Annotated in this window: 11 protein-coding genes and 1 pseudogene; 8 read left to right on the top strand and 4 right to left on the bottom strand. The window is 64.1% G+C overall.

Annotated elements, in window-relative coordinates; translation table 11 throughout:
• On the bottom strand, window positions 1-2,238 hold the full coding sequence (locus EGY25_RS01815; RefSeq protein ID WP_245159296.1) for a TonB-dependent receptor: 2,238 nt from the start codon (window positions 2,236-2,238) through the stop codon (window positions 1-3).
• A 194-nt stretch (window positions 2,239-2,432) separates the two neighbouring features.
• Here EGY25_RS01815 and EGY25_RS01810 point away from each other — a divergent pair, with 194 nt between their 5' ends.
• Complete coding sequence (locus EGY25_RS01810; RefSeq protein WP_167762452.1) at window positions 2,433-3,158, top strand: TetR/AcrR family transcriptional regulator; 726 nt, start codon at window positions 2,433-2,435, stop codon at window positions 3,156-3,158.
• Window positions 3,159-3,244: 86 nt separating this feature from the next.
• Here EGY25_RS01810 and EGY25_RS01805 read toward each other — a convergent pair.
• Window positions 3,245-3,937: pseudogene (locus tag EGY25_RS01805) on the bottom strand (IS6 family transposase).
• Window positions 3,938-4,399: 462 nt separating this feature from the next.
• Between EGY25_RS01805 and agaR the strand changes: the two are divergent.
• Window positions 4,400-5,194 carry a transcriptional repressor AgaR gene (gene agaR, locus EGY25_RS01800; protein ID WP_135193363.1) on the top strand — a complete coding sequence of 265 codons (795 nt, stop codon included), beginning with the start codon at window positions 4,400-4,402 and terminating at the stop codon, window positions 5,192-5,194.
• 43 nt (window positions 5,195-5,237) lie between these two features.
• On the opposite strand, the gene EGY25_RS01795 is transcribed toward agaR, so the two are convergent.
• Together EGY25_RS01795 and EGY25_RS01790 are read right to left on the bottom strand one after the other, a co-directional pair.
• Window positions 5,238-7,145 carry an NPCBM/NEW2 domain-containing protein gene (locus tag EGY25_RS01795; RefSeq protein WP_135193362.1) on the bottom strand — a complete coding sequence of 636 codons (1,908 nt, stop codon included), beginning with the start codon at window positions 7,143-7,145 and terminating at the stop codon, window positions 5,238-5,240.
• Window positions 7,146-7,156: 11 nt separating this feature from the next.
• Entirely contained in the window at window positions 7,157-8,260 is a 1,104-nt protein-coding gene (locus EGY25_RS01790; RefSeq protein ID WP_135193361.1) for an amidohydrolase family protein, read from the bottom strand.
• Window positions 8,261-8,395: 135 nt separating this feature from the next.
• Here EGY25_RS01790 and EGY25_RS01785 point away from each other — a divergent pair, with 135 nt between their 5' ends.
• The 6 genes from EGY25_RS01785 to EGY25_RS01760 all read left to right on the top strand — a co-directional run.
• Window positions 8,396-10,480 (top strand): glycoside hydrolase family 36 protein, encoded by a 2,085-nt coding sequence (locus EGY25_RS01785; RefSeq protein ID WP_135193360.1) that lies wholly within the window; start codon window positions 8,396-8,398, stop codon window positions 10,478-10,480.
• Complete coding sequence (locus EGY25_RS01780; protein WP_135193359.1) at window positions 10,477-11,385, top strand: EamA family transporter; 909 nt, start codon at window positions 10,477-10,479, stop codon at window positions 11,383-11,385. The genes EGY25_RS01785 and EGY25_RS01780 overlap by 4 nt, the downstream gene beginning before the upstream one ends.
• A gap of 145 nt (window positions 11,386-11,530) precedes the next feature.
• Window positions 11,531-12,820, top strand: coding sequence for a D-tagatose-bisphosphate aldolase, class II, non-catalytic subunit (locus EGY25_RS01775; protein WP_245159295.1), 1,290 nt, complete (start codon window positions 11,531-11,533; stop codon window positions 12,818-12,820).
• Window positions 12,813-13,976, top strand: a complete 1,164-nt coding sequence (locus tag EGY25_RS01770) for an SIS domain-containing protein (RefSeq protein ID WP_135193357.1) — start codon at window positions 12,813-12,815, stop codon at window positions 13,974-13,976. The genes EGY25_RS01775 and EGY25_RS01770 overlap by 8 nt, the downstream gene beginning before the upstream one ends.
• Window positions 13,977-13,992: 16 nt before the next feature.
• On the top strand, window positions 13,993-14,958 hold the full coding sequence (locus EGY25_RS01765) for an N-acetylglucosamine kinase (protein ID WP_209307942.1): 966 nt from the start codon (window positions 13,993-13,995) through the stop codon (window positions 14,956-14,958).
• Between the two features lie 343 nt (window positions 14,959-15,301).
• Window positions 15,302-16,385: TonB-dependent receptor plug domain-containing protein (locus EGY25_RS01760; RefSeq protein WP_167762451.1), on the top strand; the 1,084-nt coding region annotated here is incomplete at its 3' end.

The raw sequence follows: 16,385 nt of genomic DNA, 5'->3' as shown, positions 1-16,385 counted from the left end.
CTACCAGCTGTAGCGCAGGGTCACGCCATATTGGCGCGGATCGCCATAGGCCGCACCGACGAGACCCGTCGTGTTGTAGGTGGCGTTCGAGGTGACCCGATATTCCTCGTCGGTGACATTGGTCCCATAGAGCGACAGGGCGACGTCCGATCCCGCGATACGCTCCCAGTCCAAGCGAACATTCAGCAGACCATAGGCCGGGATCACGCCGAAGGGTTGCAGGTCCGAAGCGACCTGCTGATCGTCTTGCCAGGCATAGGAAGCGCGCAGGCTGAGGTCGCCGATCGTCGAGGGGACCGGGAGGTAGAGCTTGGCGTCGAGACTGTATTTGTTCTTGGGAGCATACTGGAACGGGAAGCCGCTACGATCGACGCCAAGACCGTCGATGTATTTGTCGTAGGTCGCGTCATTGTAGGAATAGGTCGCCGTAAGCGTTAGCGGGGCGATGGGCTGGATGACGCCTTCGAACTCGAAGCCCTTGACCGTGGCCTCGGCGGCGTTGGTGATCAGCTGGGTGTTGAACCCGCCAATAAGGGCGTAGTCGCTGCGCTGGATATCCTCATACTTCATGTAGAAGGCGGACAGGTTCGTGCGCGCGTTGATCCCGGAGATCGACCAGTCGTGCTTCAGGCCGATCTCGCCGTCGGTGACCGTCTCGGGCCGGACGCGGAACAGGGGGCTGGTGGCGCTGACCAGCAGGACCGAGGGGTTGATCCCGCCGCTCTTGTAGCCGTGACGGCTGACGCCATAGATCAGGGTGTCCGGCGTAGCCTGCCAGTCCAGGCCGATCTGCCAGGTGTCGCCGTCGCTCTCGCCGTCGAAGGCGCGGCTGCAGTTGGGGAAGGCGAAGCCGGGGTTGGTGCCGCAGGCGTTGCCGAGTTGCGGGATGTAGATGCTGATGTCGCCGCCGAACTCGTCCCAGGTATAGCGATAGCCGGCGTTGGCGGTCAGCGTATCCGTGATCGCATAGGTGAACTGGCCGTAGACCGCCCTGGAGCTGTCGTTGGCGTGGGCGCTGTCCTGAACCAGGCTGACGGCGCCGAGGTTCGCGCGCTGGACGAACGTCAGGGGGGTGACTGTGGAGGTGTCGGAATAAAAGAGGCCGGTCTGGAAGGTCAGACGCCCGAGTTCGATCCGGGCCTGCAGTTCTTCCGTCCAGGTCTCGCTATCGACGTTCCATCGTCCAGGAATGGCGCCGTTCAGATCATTGATCACCAGAGCCGAAGCGTCCCCATCAGAGCCGAAGTTCGCGCGGGTTCGAGTGTAGCTGACGACGTTTTTGAGGGTGACGCTGTCGTTGAGCCGCAAGGTTGTGTTGTTCAGCGCCAGCAGGGTTCGGCTGACATTCTTGGTGTCGGCGCTCAGTGCGATGCGGTCGTTGCCGCGGGCCTGCTGAGCCGCCAGCAGGGGGTTGAGAAGGGCCGCCGCCGGGCCTGCCGGATTGACGGCCAGAAGCACAGTGCCCGGTCCGTTCTCGTCGATGTCGACATAGTTGACGGCGGTATAGCTGCTCAGCCGGTCGTTGGGCCGGAACAACAGGCCGCCGCGCAGGCTGAAGTTGTTGCGGTCGTTGTAGTCCTTGCCCGTGTTGACGTCTTTTACGAAACCCTCGCGCTGATCAAACTGGCCCGCCAGGCGAAGCGAGAGCGTGTCGCTCAGCGGAAGGGTCACCGCAGCGCGGCCCGAGCGGCGGTCCAGACTGCCGACCGTTCCCTCGATATAGCCGTCGGGTTCGAAGCCCGGCTTGACCGGATCGAGCAGGACGGCCCCGCCCGTCGTGTTGCGGCCGAACAGGGTGCCTTGCGGACCCTTCAGGACCTGGATGGACTGCAGGTCGAACAGCAGGCCCGGGCCGCTGGCGGTCGAGGGCACCTCGGCGAAATAGGCGACGACGCCCGGTCCGCCGCCGGTCCCCAGGCTGCCGATCCCGCCGATCCCGCGGATCGTGTAGTTTTCCTGGTTGCGGTTGGTGTTGCCCACGACGCTGAGCGACGGGGTGAAGTTCTGCAAGTCGGTGCCGGTTTCGATGCCGCGCTGACGCAGGCCCTCCTGGCTGAAGGCGGTCACGGCGACGGGCACCTTCTGGATGTTCTCCTCGGTGCGGCGGGCGGTGACGACGACTTCGTCCAGAGTGGCGGCCTCCGGCTCGCCTCTCGGGTCGGCCATCTGGGCGAAAGCCGGCGACCCGGCGAAGGCAAGCGCGAGCGCGCTTGCGCCCATCATTATGGTCTGCCGCATCGCGGTCTCCGTTCCCTATGTGAGCGGCCGGCTTGTCGTCGGCTCATCTGTGTCCGTTGATCGAACGAGCGGATTAAGACCGAGGGGATTTCCGACGTCAACAAACTTTATTGGCGATAAAATAAAGAAGTTATCCATATGGCGCTGCGGCGGCGATGGCCGTATCTAAAGCGTCGGATTTGCAGCGGCGCACCATGACCGACATCGTCACCCCGTCTTCAACATCAAGGTTGAATCTCAAGCCGACGAAACGGCCGCGCCGGCGTCCGCAATCGGAACGGCGCGAGGAAGCGACCAACACCATTCTGGACGCCGCCGAGAAGCTCTTCGCCCTGCATGGTCGCGACGGGGTTACGCTCAAGGCGATCGCCACGGCCGCCAGTGTCGATACGGCGTTGATCCACTACTATTTCGGCGACAAGGACGGGGTCTTCCGGGCGGTGTTCGCCCGCCGCGCCGGTGAAGTGAATGCGGCCCGGATCGCCGCGATGGACGCCTATGAGGCGCGAGTGGGTGACGCGACCACTATCGAAGGCGTTCTCGATGTCTTCCTGCGCCCCATCTATGAAATGGTGATCGAGAAGGGCGAAGGGTGGGTCTATTTCGCCGCCATCGTCGGCCACGCCAACGCCTCGCATTTTGGCGGCAAGGACGTGATGGCCGAAAACTTCGATCCCATCGTCCAGCGCTTCATCGTCATGCTCAAGGCCTTGGCGCCCGAGGCTCCGCCGGAGCGCATCTATTGGTTCTTCGATCTCGTCTCATCCAGCCTGACCCACGGCCTGGCCCAAACCGGTCGTATTGACGACGTTTCCGGCGGTCTGTGTCGATCCTCCGATCTGGCCTCCGTGCTCGAAACGATGATCGCGGTGTTCTCGGCCGGATTCCAAAGCGTGGGAGCCCCGGGGCAAGGGCAATGATCGGCGGCACCCAAGGCCGGCTGCCGGAAGAGCTAGCGTTGTCAGGTTAAGTTGGCTGACCACAGCTCGGTCATGCCGGCGGAATCTCAGGCATTGGCCGCTGCCCAAGCCGCTTCTGCCACCGCGCGAAATCGGCGGAGATGCTGTCGGCTGATGAGGTGTCGTTGCGTGTAGAAGGTGTTGTAGATCGCGGTGTGACTGTTGAGAAAGCACTGGGCTGAAGCCTGAGACTTGAACAGCTGCTGTTGCCGCTCTCGCCGGCGTATCGGCAGGTGCGAGTTTTCCGCTACATTGTTTTCTCGAAGCGGGCCGGGAGAATGTAGGTGCCGCAGGCCAAGTTGGCCTAAGGCCGCCTGGTATGACCCGAGCCCGTGGGGCACGATCTTCTCTGGCTCGCAAAGCTGGTTGCGCAGCAGGCGCCGGAGCAGCTTGAGGGCGCATCGGTATTCCGGCGTCGCTGAACGACAACGTCCAGCACCTCGCCTTCGTCATCCACCGCGCGCCATAGGAACATCCGCTTCCCACCGATCGAGCAAACGACTTCGTCGAGATGCCAGCGGGGAGAAAGGGGCGGGGCGAAGTTTCTTCAGCCGCCGTGCAATCTACGGCCCAAACTTGATCGTCCAGCAGCGGATCGTCTCATAGCTGACGTCGATTCCGCGCGCTGCCATCAGCTCTTCAACGTCACGAAGGCTGAGGTTGAAGCGGAAGTAGAGCCACACAGCCTGGCGGATCACCGCCGCAGGAAATCGATAGCGCTTAAACGATAGTGGCCTCACGAAATGCGATCTCTAATCAGGCGTTTAGGCGGCCCTGAAATGGAGACAAGTTAGCGTTAGACTGACAGCACCGCCGCCCACATAATTATCCTCGATGTCTTTAGTCTTTCAGCAAGGGCCGAGAAGGCGCCGGCTTTGCGACGGCGCGCCCCAATCTTGCTCACCGTCGCTAGCGTTGCAGTGCATGAGGCGGCGATCGTCGATGAGGCCTGCATCGCAATGTCGCCGTTTGTGGATTTGCGACCGAGGCCGGCTGCTTGCGTCTCTGCGATCGTGTCTTCGGTGTAGGTACAGCCGCTGCGCTCAGGGGACTTGGACGGCCGGTCATCCGGGATGGAAAGATCATCTGGACGCGATGAATGTCGTCTCGTCCCAGCTTTCGTTTTGTAGACAAAGTGAAAACCGGATATGCATAGCCAGTAAATATCGGCGCCGCGCGGTGGCGTAGGGAGACATAGTTGCATGGCGGATGGTTCTCGCGTGATGTCGCGCGACACCTCGGAGCGTCGTCGTGAAATCACGACCATGGTTCGAACACGCGGCAGCGTTCAGGTTGCGGCTCTGTCCGAGATGTTTCACGTGTCCATGCAGACCATCCGCAAGGATCTGCAATACCTGGAGGAACGCGGCGTCGCGACGCGCGCCTATGGCGGGGCGATCAGCACCGAGGTGGTCAACGCCCCGGTCGAGCCGGCCATTGAGACCAAGCGGGTCAGCCATACCGAGGCCAAGGAGCGCGTCGGCAGGATGGCGGCAGGCATGGTCAAGCCGGGCGAGTCCATCATGCTGGACTCGGGCACGACGACACTTCAGGTTGCGCGCTTCCTGCCCGACGACGAAGATCTGACCGTCGTCACCAACGATTTCGATATCCTGAGCGTGCTTGCGCAGAAGCGAAAGATAAAGATCGTCATGCTGGGCGGGGAGCTGCGGCGGCGCAACATGGCCTTTTACGGGGCGCAGACCGTGGCCGCGCTGGATGACCTGTTGCTGGACAAGCTGTTCCTCGGGGTCGATGGGCTCGATACCGAACGGGGCATCACCACGCACCACGAACCCGAGGCGCAACTGAACCGTCGGATGGTCGAGACGGCCCGCGAAGTTATTGCGGTCACCGACGCGTCCAAGTTCGGCAAGATATGTCTTCACCGCATCATCGGCTTGAACGACCTGAACGCCCTGGTCACGGACACGGGCGCGCCGGCCTATATCGACGAAGCGGCCGAGCGGCTGGGGTTTCAGCTTCACAAAGCCTGAAGGGGGCGACGCCGCCTGAAAAGGGCGACGCGGCCCGGCCCCATCAGCGGCGCAGGGCCGCGTCGCCCCAGGTGACCACGAGCGGCAGGTCGCTGGTCATGTCTTGCGACCGCGCAACCATCTCCACGATGCGAACGCCGCTTATGTCGGCGGCGAGGGTGCTGGGCGCCGCGCCAAGGCGCATGGGCGCGCTCTCGGCCAGCAGCCGGCCGTCGCCATAGACGGCGAAGCGCACCGGATCGCGCGTGTTGCGGGTGGAATCGTCCACGCCGACGCTGGCCTGGAAGCGTGTGTAGCCCGCGTTTCGCACTTCCAGGCGTGAGTTCGTCAGCACGCCGAGCCCGGTATCGAAGGCCTGGCCCGCGACCTTCAAGCCCTGGTCGTAGGGTGTGGCGTCGGCCTGGGCGCCGCCCCAGCCGGAATAGGTCGGACGCTCGCCCGAACCACGCGTCTCGCCCCACACATTGCGCATCCGGTGCACGACGGGGTCCGGTTCCGGCGCGATCACGCCATCGACCGCCACATTCACGTCGCCCGGAACTTCGGACAGATAGACGCCGTCGGCCAGCTGCCGGACGCCTGCCGCCTCGAACACCAAGGTCTGGCGCGGCGCCAGCATGAATTCGGCCTCTCCGGTGAAGGTCGAGGCGGACTTGTCCCAAAGGTTCTGCAGCTGGACCGGCGCATCGCCTGCGAACTTCAGATGGGCGGCCGTCAGGGTCACCTCGGTCTCGGCGAAGCCGCGGTTGAAGAGGGCCACGGCCTTCTTTCCATTCGACAGCGTCTTGACGATGATCTGCACGTCGTCCGACGCATAGGCGATGACCCCCTGGTGGCCGGCCGGATCCTGGTTCAGCCGCACGATGTCGGCATTGCCCCAGATGTCCATCAGGCTTTGCGGCGCCTGGCGCAGGTCATAGCTGATCAGCAGCGGGGCATTGATCATGGCCCACAGGGCGAAGTGGGACCGGGCCTCGGTCAGATGGTTCTGGTCGAAGTCGCCGTGCCCGACGAAGAGGATGTCAGGATCGTTCCAGGCGCCGGGCTTGGCGTAGAGGGCGCGGGTGGAGGCGCTGTCGAAGTTATGCAGCATCCGCGTCCAGGTCGGGGTGATGTCGCCGCTGGTGCGCCACATATGGCCGACGTTCTTGCCCCAGGATCGGACGTCGGCCGAGCCCCAGTTGCAGATCGCCAGGATATAGTCGCCGTCCGGATTGTGTTTGTGCAGCGACTGGGCAACTTCGCCATAGAGGGCCTGCACGGCAGGCACGTCGGTGCGGTTGATCGAGACCTGATCGATCAGAGGCGGCACGGGGGTGTAGGCGTGCTCGCGCACTAGCGGGTTGTCGGGCCCATAGACATTGATGCCGCATGCATCGACCTTGATGTAGTCGAAGCCCCATTCGGCGAAGTAGAGCCCGATGTCCTGATCGACATGGCCATGGAGACCGACTTCGCGTTCGGCAGTCGTGCCCTCCGGCAGGTTCGGTGAATGCAGGTCATACGCCTGAGAGCAGGCGTTGCGGCCGATGTCGGTGTAGATGCCGGCCTTCAGGCCCATGGCGTGCAGAGTGTCGGTGAAGGGCCGGAAGCTGGAATCCTGGCCCTCGATCCGCGCGGACGGGAAAATCGCCGTGCGAATCTCCAGACGCCCGTCCGACTGCCGCCGTTTGAGCCACCAGCCGTCGTCGATATTGACGTAGGTGTAGCCAAGGTCGGACAGGCCGCTGTCGACCATGGCCTTGGCCGCGCCCAGGACCTTGGCTTCGTCCACCTCGGTGCGAAAGGCGTTCCACGAGTTCCATCCCATGGGCGGCGTTCGCGCCTGCGACCGCTCGGGGATCGACCATGCGCCACGGGTCGCCAAGGGATCGGTTTGAGCGATCGCCGGCCAAGCCAAGCCGAGAAGGCCGCAGACGGCGACGGACGACAGGAGGGTGCGGACGGTCATGGGATCTCCGATCAGCGGCTGGGACGCGAGAAGAACTCGCGCCGTGCATTGGCGTAATAGATTTTGTCGATCACCGACCGGGGCAGGGCCAGCCCCTTCGCATCGGCGTCGATATCCTCGACGCGCTGGGTGTCTGCGGTGGCCAGATAGGTCCAGTCCGACGACCACACCTGGTGGGCCGACTGTCTGAAGGCCTGCGTGTCCTCTCCCGGATTCAGGGTCAGATCGGTGCCGTAGAGAATGCGGTCCTGATACTTGACGAAGAAGTCCCGGACCTTCCGGTGATCGCGAACGGACTGGTATTGAATCTGGGCCATGCGGGCGGCCAGTTCGATGACGGCGTTCGGATGGGCGTCGAGGAATTTCGCCGCCTCGTCGACGTTCCACTCCAGGCTGGCCATATGGGCGCCGACGACTTGCAGGTTCGGATTTCGCGCGGCCATCGCATCGCGTCGGGCCATCAGATCCTGATAGCTCGGCATCTCCGGGTGGAGATACATGTGGTACTCGGGATGGGCGGAAAAATAGAGCCGGTCGTTCCGGGTCGTCATCTGATCGAGCGGCAGCCAGCAGTTATAGGGTTCCCCCTGGTGCGCGATGAGCGGGACGCCCGTGTCCGCCAGGCGGCTGAAGACGGGATCGAAGCCCGCGTCGTCGATGAAGATCAGATGTCCCTCGGCGTCACGTTCGACCATGCCGATGTTCTTCCACACCTTCACGGCTAGCGCGCCGCGGCGGACTTCGGCATCGATCAGCGCATTGGTGCGGTCCGCCCATCCAGCCTGGCCGAACCCCTGCATCGAGAAGGTCGTCGCGTAATGGAAACGCTCGGGGTTCGCCTCGGCGTAGTGGTGCGCCACCTCCGCCTGGTCGCTGATCGAGGGGAAGGCCGGATAGTCGACATTGATCGACAGGATTTCGAAGTTGTCGGCGGCGGCCTGGTCCAGAAAGGCATCGTCGGCGACATTGACGTGCACATGGGCGTCGATCTTGCGCACACCGGCGAAATCCGCTGCGGCGTAGGTTTCGCCCTCAAGGGTGGTGCAGGCGGACAGCGCCGCGCAGGCGAGGAGCGGAGCGGTCACAGCGAGCGCCCAGCGCGTGTTGAACCTCATGATGGTCTCCATCCAACCGAAATCAGCAGACAATGAAACATATCCAGATGTTTCGTTGTGCATCTTTTTGTTTGCCTTTGGAAAGGGGGCTATGCAAGGCTATTTCCAGGATGATCGTCAAAAGAGGGTGCGACGATGATGACGAAACCTCTTCTTCACCGCCGTGGTCTGCTCGCCCTGCTGGGGGGGACGGTCCTGGCGACAGGCGCGACGGGCGCGGGGCGCGCCTGGGCGGGGCCGGCGGTGGCGCGCGTCGGGGACGACGTTCTGACGGTCGAGTTCGATTCGGCCCTGAACAGTCGGCTGATCTCCGGGCTTGCCGGACAGCCGGTCGCCCTGACCGATTTCGCCGCATCCGAGACGGTGACGCTGCAAGACGACCGGATCATCGACAGCTTCGCCTTTGTCGATCGGAGTCAGGCCGCGATCAGCGACGCTCATGGCCAGGGCGTGCGCCATGTGGTGCGCGGTGTTTCCGCCGAGGGGCTGGAAAAGACTGTCAGTCTGAGCTTCTACGACCGCTATCCCGGTTTTCCGCTGGTGAAGGTCGCCTGGCGCCACACGCGCGGCGAACCGCTGGCGATCAAGAGCTGCCGCGTGGGCGCGCATACGCTGAAGTCCTCCGGCGCGGGCTTCTGGTCCTGGTCCGGCTCGACGCACGCCGATCGCCGCGATTGGGTCCAGCCGGTGAAGGATGGCTTCGAGCAGGCCAACTTCATGGGCATGAACGCCTCCGACTACGGGTCGGGCACGCCGGTGGCCGACGTCTGGCGGCCGGACGCCGGCATCGCCGTCGGCCATATCGAACTAACGCCGAAGCTGATCTCGCTGCCGATCATCGCTTCGGCTGTGGGCGCGTCCGTGGCTCTGGAAGAGGCGCGGGCCGTGACGTTGAGCCCCGGCGACGCCATGAGCTCGCTCGACGCCTTCGTCACCGTTCACCGGCGCGACTATTACGCGACGCTCGACGCCTATCGTCGTGTGATGGCGGACCGCGGCCTGGCGGCGCCCAAGGCGCCGGAAGGGTCGTATGAGGCGATCTGGTGCGCCTGGGGCTACGATCGGAACTTCACCGTCGCCGAAATCGAAGGCACCTACGCCAAGGTCAAGGATCTGGGCTTCAAATGGGCCGTGCTGGACGACGGCTGGCAGACCAACGAGGGCGACTGGGCGCTGGACCCTCGCAAGTTCCGCACCGAGGCGGACATGATCGCCTTTGCACGCAACATCCGCGCGGCCGGGCTGAAGCCCCGCCTGTGGCTCGCACCCTTGGCGGTCGATCCGGGGTCGGACCTGCTGCACGACCACACCGACATGCTTCTGCTGGACGAGAACGGCGCGGTCCAGGACGTGACGTGGTGGAACGCCTTCTACCTTTGCCCCGCCTACCAGCCGACGCGGGACTACACCCAGGCGCTGATCCGCAAGATCATCGGCGAGTGGGGCTATGAAGGGCTGAAGCTGGACGGCCAGCACATGAACGGGGTCGCCCCCTGTCACAACCCGGCCCACAACCATGCGCGCCCGGAGGAGTCGGTCGAAAAGCTCCAGGAATTCTGGAAGATGGTCTACGACACGGCGCGCGCAGCCAATCCTGAAGCCGTCGTCGAGTTCTGCCCCTGCGGCACCTCGTACGCCTTCCACAATCTGCCCTACACCAACCAGGTCCCATCGTCGGATCCGTTGTCGTCCTGGCAGGTGCGCCTGAAGGGCAAGTCGCTGAAGGCGCTGATGGGACGCGACGCCGCCTATGCCGGAGACCATGTCGAACTGAGCGACGGCGGCGACGACTTCGCGTCGTCCGTCGGCATCGGGGCGGTCATCTCGACCAAGTTCACCTGGCCGAACGAGGGCAGGGGCAAGGACGCGAACTTCCGACTGACCGCCGAACGCGAGGCGGTGTGGCGCAAATGGGCGGATATCTACAACGCCAAGATGCTGCCTAAGGGCCAGTACCTGGGCGAGCTGTACGACATCGGCTTCGACAAGCCGGAAGCCCACGCCGTCGAGAAGGACGGCCGGCTGTACTATGCCTTCTACGCGCCGGAATGGGATGGGCAGGTCGAGCTGCGCGGCCTGGGTGAGGGCGGCTATCGCCTGACCGATTATTTCAACGGTGCGGACCTGGGTACGGTGACGGCGGAGGCCGCGCGTATTCCTGCCCGGTTCCAGCGGTTCCTGCTGATCGAGGCCGTTCCCATGCAAGGCGCACGCGCGTGACCGACACTCCTACGACCTCTCCCATCACGCCCGCCGTCACTTCGCGTCGCTGGCTTCTGTTCGCCTTCCTGACCGTCGGCCTGTGGGGGGTGTGGGGCGCGTTCGCGGGCATCTCCGCCCAGCGCGGCTTCCCCGAAACGCTGGTCTACTGCGTCTGGGCCGTCACCATGATCCTGCCGGCGGTGGTCGTCATGCAGCGCGAGAAGTGGAAGCTGGATCGCGATCCCAAGTCGATCCTCTTCGGTCTGCTGATCGGCCTGACCGGCGCCGGCGGGCAGATGATCCTGTTCTATGCGGTGACGACGGGCCCGGCCTATCTGATCTTCCCGATCATCTCCCTGTCGCCGCTCATCACCATCCTGCTGTCATTGCTGCTGCTGAAGGAGCGCACCTCGCGGCTGGGGGCGCTGGGTGTGGCGCTGGCGCTGGTCGCCCTGCCTCTGTTCGACTTCTCGCCGCAGGGCTTCTCGTTCACGCAAGGATCGACGTGGTTTCCGCTGGCCTTGATCATCATGGCCTGCTGGGGGGTGCAGGCCTACTTCATGAAGCTGGCCAACAACCACATGAGCGCCGAGAGCATCTTCTTCTACATGATGCTCAGCGGTTTGCTGCTGACCCCGGCGGCTTTGGCGATGACGGACTTCTCCAGGCCCATCAACTGGGGCTGGGACGGACCGTGGCTGGCGGCGGTGATCCAGATGCTGAACGCCGTGGGCGCTCTGTTCCTCGTCTACGCCTTCCGGCACGGCAAGGCGATCGTGGTCTCTCCGCTCACCAACGCCGGCGGACCGCTGGTCACCGCCGTGATTTCGCTGCTGATCGTCGGCGTGATGCCCGGCGAACTGAAGATGGTCGGTCTGGCGCTGGCCTTCATCGCTGCGGCGCTTCTGGCGACCGCCGCCTAGTTCGGCGTCGGCGTTGGAAGGTCCAGGTTCCGGCTGCTGATGTATGAAACGCGCCGTGAAGTTTCGGTTTCATTGCTTTGGTTGCGTTTTAGGTGGACTTCAGTAGAGTGGAAACCTGTTACCGAAAGGATTTCCTATGAAGGCGATGCGCGACCTCGTCGCCCGGCACAAATCCGGGCAGGCTTGTGGCATCTATTCCGTATGCTCGGCGCATCCGCTGGTCATCGAAGCCGCGTGCGTTCACGCGCTCGATACCGGGCTGGACGTGCTGCTGATCGAGGCGACCTGTAACCAGGTCAACCAGGACGGCGGCTACACCGGCATGACGCCGGACAAGTTCCGCGACTTCGTGCACACCATCGCGCGTGACACGGGTCTGCCGATTGATCGCGTACTTCTGGGCGGCGATCACCTGGGCCCCAATCCGTGGACCGGCCTGCCTGCCGAAGAGGCGATGGCGAAGGCGGAAGTGTTGATCGAGCAGTATGTGGCCGCCGGTTTCCGCAAGATCCATGCGGACTGCTCCATGTCGTGCGCCGACGATCCGACGCCGCTGCCGGAGGACACGATCGCTCGCCGCGCCGCGCGGTTGATCAAGATCGCCGAGGCGACGCAGGCGCGCGTCGGCGGCGAGGCCTGCGTATATGTCATCGGCACCGAAGTGCCTGTGCCCGGCGGGGCCGCCGAAGACCTGCCCGAGTTGGAAGTGACCACGCCCGAAGCGGCGCTGGCGACGATCGAGGCGCACCGCATCATCTTCGCGGCCGAGGGCCTGGCCGAGGCCTGGTCGCGGGTCATCGGCGTGGTCGTCCAGCCGGGCGTCGAGTTCGATCATCACAAGGTCATCGACTACGAGCGCGCCAAGGCGGTCGATCTGAGCGCTGCGCTGGACGGGCAGTCGCACATCGTTTTCGAGGCGCATTCGACCGATTACCAGACCGCGGGAGCGCTCAAGGCCCTGGTCGACGATCATTTCGCCATCCTCAAGGTCGGGCCGGGCGTGACCTTCGCCCTGCGTGAGGCGCTGTGGGCGCTGGACGCCATCGAACGCGAGTGGATCGGCGAGGAGCGTGTGTCGCGGTTCCGCCATGTCGCCATCGAGCGAATGAAGGCCGATCCTCGCAACTGGGCCAAATACTACCATTCCGCCGGGGCGGATCTGGAGTTCGATCTGCAGTACAGCCTGTCTGACCGGATCCGCTATTACTGGCCGGACCCGTCCATCGTGGCCGCCCAGGATCGGATGGTCGCCAATCTGACGGACAATCCGCCGCCCATGGCTCTGATCAGCCAATATCTGCCGGCGGCCAACGCCGCCCTGCGCGAGGCCGCGCTGCCCTCAAATCCGACCAATCTGGTGATCGCCCATATCGGCGCGACCCTGGAAGCCTATCGGGTCGCCTGCACCCCCGAGCCGGAGTTCGCTTATGTCTGATGTCACCCAATTGGGTTTCGAGGAATCCGAGCTGGAGCGGCTGGGCGGCCTGTGGACTGCGCGCGAGATTACGCAGCAGCCGGCGATGTTGCGCGAAACCCAGAAGCTGTTGATGGCCCGGCGCGCCGAGATCGAGGCGTTTCTGGATCCGCTTTTGGCCATGCCTGGGCTTCGCATCATACTCACGGGCGCGGGGACTTCGGCCTTCGCCGGCGAATGCCTGGCGCCGGTGGTGTCGGCGCGTCTGGGCAGGCGGGTCGAGGCCATCGCGACGACGGACCTGGTCTGCGCCCCCCACCTCTATTTCGAGGCCGAGACGCCGACCTTGCTCGTGTCGTTCGGCCGCTCGGGCAACAGCCCGGAAAGCGTGGCGGCGATTGAGCTTGCGGACCGCCTGGTGAAGACCTTGAGTCATCTGGTGATCACCTGCAACGCCGAAGGCGCCTTGGCCGCCTATGGTCAGGGGCCGCGTGGTCTGACCTTACAACTGCCCGAGGCGACGCACGACCGCAGCTTCGCCATGACGTCGAGCTTCTCGTGCATGATGTACGCCGCGCTGGCGGTGTTCAGCGGCCTCGCCGTCATGGACGCACGGGTCGAGGCCATCGCGCGCGCCACCCAGGCGGTGATCGCGAACTATACCTCGGCGATGCAGTCCGCCGCAGCGGAGGGCTATCAGCGCGTCGTCTATCTGGGCAGCCACATCTTCAAGGGTCTGGCCAGGGAATCGGGGCTGAAGCTGCTGGAGCTCACCAACGGCGCGCTGGTGACGATGTTCGATTCACCGCTGGGGTTCCGCCATGGCCCCAAGACGATCGTGAATGATCGTACGCTGATCGTCGTCTTCTTCTCGAATGACGCCTACACTCGCAGCTACGACATGGACCTTCTGGATGAGCTGCGCCGCGACAACGACGCCGCCCGCGTCATCGCCATAACGGCCCAGGAGGGGGTGGGATTGTCCGAGCAGGACCAGATCAGCGTACAGGGCCTGACGGCTTCGGACGATGTGGACCTGCTGTTCCCCTATATCGTGGCGCCCCAGATGCTGGCCTTCTTCGAGTCCCTGCAGCTGGGTTTGAATCCCGACAAGCCCAACACGTCCGGCACTGTGAATCGGGTCGTGCAAGGCGTGCGGATTCACGAGTTGAGCTGATGCGGGGGCAGGGAGAGTGAGCCTGGCTGACGGGTGTTATCTAGGCGTGGACGGCGGCGGCACCAAGACCGCCTTCGTGCTGGTTGATCGCGCCGGCCGCGAGCTGGCCCGACACGAGGGCGGTTCCAGCTATCACGTCGATATCGGCGTCGAGAGGCTGCACGTTCTGCTCCACGACGGCGTCCATTCGGTGCTGCGGCAGGCAGGGGCGTCGGCGGATGACGTTCTCTACGCCTTCTTCGGATTGCCCGCCCATGGCGAGGATTCGCAGATCCAGCCCGTTCTGGACGTCATTCCAGAGGCCTTGCTTGGGCATCGCCGCTATGCCTGCGGCAACGACATGATCTGCGGCTGGGCCGGCTCGCTCGCCGGCGAGGACGGGATCAATATCGTCGCCGGCACCGGCTCCATCGGATACGGCGAGCGCCAGGGCCTGTCGGCTCGCGGCGGCGGATGGGGCGAATTGTTCTCGGACGAGGGCTCCGCCTACTGGATCGCCATCCAGGGGCTGAACGCCTTCTCGCGCATGTCGGATGGCCGCCTTTCGCGTGGACCCCTGCATGATCTGCTGGTGCAGGAGTTCACCCTGACGAACGACCTGGATCTGTGCGCCCACATCTATTGCAGGAGCGCGCCCCAACGTGACCGGATAGCCGCCATTTCAAGGCTGGTCGCGCGCGCGGCGGTCCAGGGCGACGAGGCCGCTCGTCGCATCTTCGTCGACGCGGGCGAAGCCCTGGCCCAGATCGTGGACACGATCCGACAGCGGCTGGAGTATCGGCCCGGAGAGCCCGTAAACCTGTCCTACTCAGGCGGGGTGTTCCAGAGCGGCGAGCTGATCCTCGATCCCTTCAGGCAGCGGCTTTCGGCCTGTTCGCCGGACTACAGGATCATTTCGCCACGCTACAGCCCGGCCATCGGCGCCGCCATCTATGCGGCGCGTCTCGACGGCGCATCGCTCGGCATCGCCGTCGCCGCCTGATCGGGCCGTCGCATCTCGATTGTCTGGACTTGCACCTGGACCGCCGACGTCATGAAGCGACCAGGTCGAGAGATGTGGGTAGGCCCCAATTTGAGACCCTTCTGACCTCTTTTGTCCCTGGTTCCGGGTCGGCTCAGGCGAGGCGCGCGCCCCTTGAGCAGGATATTTGCCGAGGGCAGCGGTCATGTCGGTTCTGCGGATGCTCCCGCCAAAAAGTTTCGTTACGTATCTATTTGACAGTTTCGCGAAACCGTAGTTCCCTTTTGTAGCGTTTTCTTGACTGAACCGAAGCTTCGGCAGTTCAAGCGGCGTTCGTCGATCATGCGAGTTAAAGGGGATCGCAATGTCACGTCGTCTATCACTTCGAAAAGCCGCTCTAGCGGGCGTCGGTTTCGCAGCCTTGTTGTCCGTCGGCACGGCTCACGCCCAGTCAGCCGACACTGATGAAATCGAAACAACGGCTGACGAAGCCCAGCAGGTCGATGAGATCGTCGTCGTGGGGACGCGGGGAAGCATCGCCCGCGCGGTGGGTCTGAAACGCGAATCCGGAACGGTGCAGGACTCGATCAGCGCGCTCGAACTGGGCATGTTTCCGGACGACAACGTCGCCGACTCCCTGAGCCACATCACCGGCGTGTCGATTTCGCGCACCGCGGGCGGCGAGGGGCAGAGCGTCAGCGTTCGGGGATTGGGCCCCGAATACACGGTGTCGACCTTCAACGGCCGCATCCTGGCGACCGACGGCGCTGGACGCGACTTCGCGTACGATGTCCTGCCTTCCGACGTCATAAGCGGCGCCGATGTCATCAAGGGCGCCGAAGCGGCGAACACGGAAGGCGCGATCGGCGGCCTGATCAACCTGCGCTCCGCCAGCCCCTTCGACCAACGCGGCCAGCACGGAATCATCCGCGTCGAGGGCGACCGCAACCAGATGTCCGAGCTGGACGGCAGCAAACTGTCCGCCGTCTACAGCAACACCTTCTTCGACGACACGTTCGGCCTGATCCTCGGGGTCGTGAGCGAACGGCGCGACGACCGTTCGGACGTCGCCGGCAATGACGGCGGCTGGACCCGCAACCCGGATCCGACGGATGAGAGCTGGCTGTGGGGGAACGCCTGGGGCGGCAATATCGACCCGAACGGCAATGGCGAACTGGACGTCGAAGAGTACGGCCTCATCGGTCCTGGCCAGTTCCGCGTGGGTTCGATCCTCGAAGAGAAGAAGCGCACCGCCTATACGGCGAAGCTGGAATGGCGACCGACCGACAACTTCCGCCTGGTCGTCGATGGCCTGTCGACCAAGCTCGACTCGCCGCAGGTCGGGTATCAGCAGTCCTTCTACACGCTGTACGCGCCCGGCCGCTGGTCGAACATGGTGATCAACGACGGCATCGTCACCAGCTTCGACATGGCCAACCCTGATCCTG

It is taken from the genome of Brevundimonas intermedia (assembly GCF_004614235.1).
GTDB classification, from domain to species: domain Bacteria; phylum Pseudomonadota; class Alphaproteobacteria; order Caulobacterales; family Caulobacteraceae; genus Brevundimonas; species Brevundimonas intermedia_A.
Note: the sequence above shows the minus strand (reverse complement) of the source record. Positions and strands in the feature narration are given on the sequence as shown.

Bases quoted from the DNA above. Each gene is read 5' to 3' on its own strand.
- agaR (WP_135193363.1), top strand. From the start codon at position 4,400: ATGGCGGATGGTTCTCGCGTGATGTCGCGCGACACCTCGGAGCGTCGT.
- EGY25_RS01770 (WP_135193357.1), top strand. From the start codon at position 12,813: ATGTCTGATGTCACCCAATTGGGTTTCGAGGAATCCGAGCTGGAGCGG.
- EGY25_RS01815 (WP_245159296.1), bottom strand. From the start codon at position 2,238: ATGCGGCAGACCATAATGATGGGCGCAAGCGCGCTCGCGCTTGCCTTC.
- EGY25_RS01785 (WP_135193360.1), top strand. From the start codon at position 8,396: ATGATGACGAAACCTCTTCTTCACCGCCGTGGTCTGCTCGCCCTGCTG.
- EGY25_RS01810 (WP_167762452.1), top strand. From the start codon at position 2,433: ATGACCGACATCGTCACCCCGTCTTCAACATCAAGGTTGAATCTCAAG.
- EGY25_RS01795 (WP_135193362.1), bottom strand. From the start codon at position 7,145: ATGACCGTCCGCACCCTCCTGTCGTCCGTCGCCGTCTGCGGCCTTCTC.
- EGY25_RS01790 (WP_135193361.1), bottom strand. From the start codon at position 8,260: ATGAGGTTCAACACGCGCTGGGCGCTCGCTGTGACCGCTCCGCTCCTC.
- EGY25_RS01775 (WP_245159295.1), top strand. From the start codon at position 11,531: ATGCGCGACCTCGTCGCCCGGCACAAATCCGGGCAGGCTTGTGGCATC.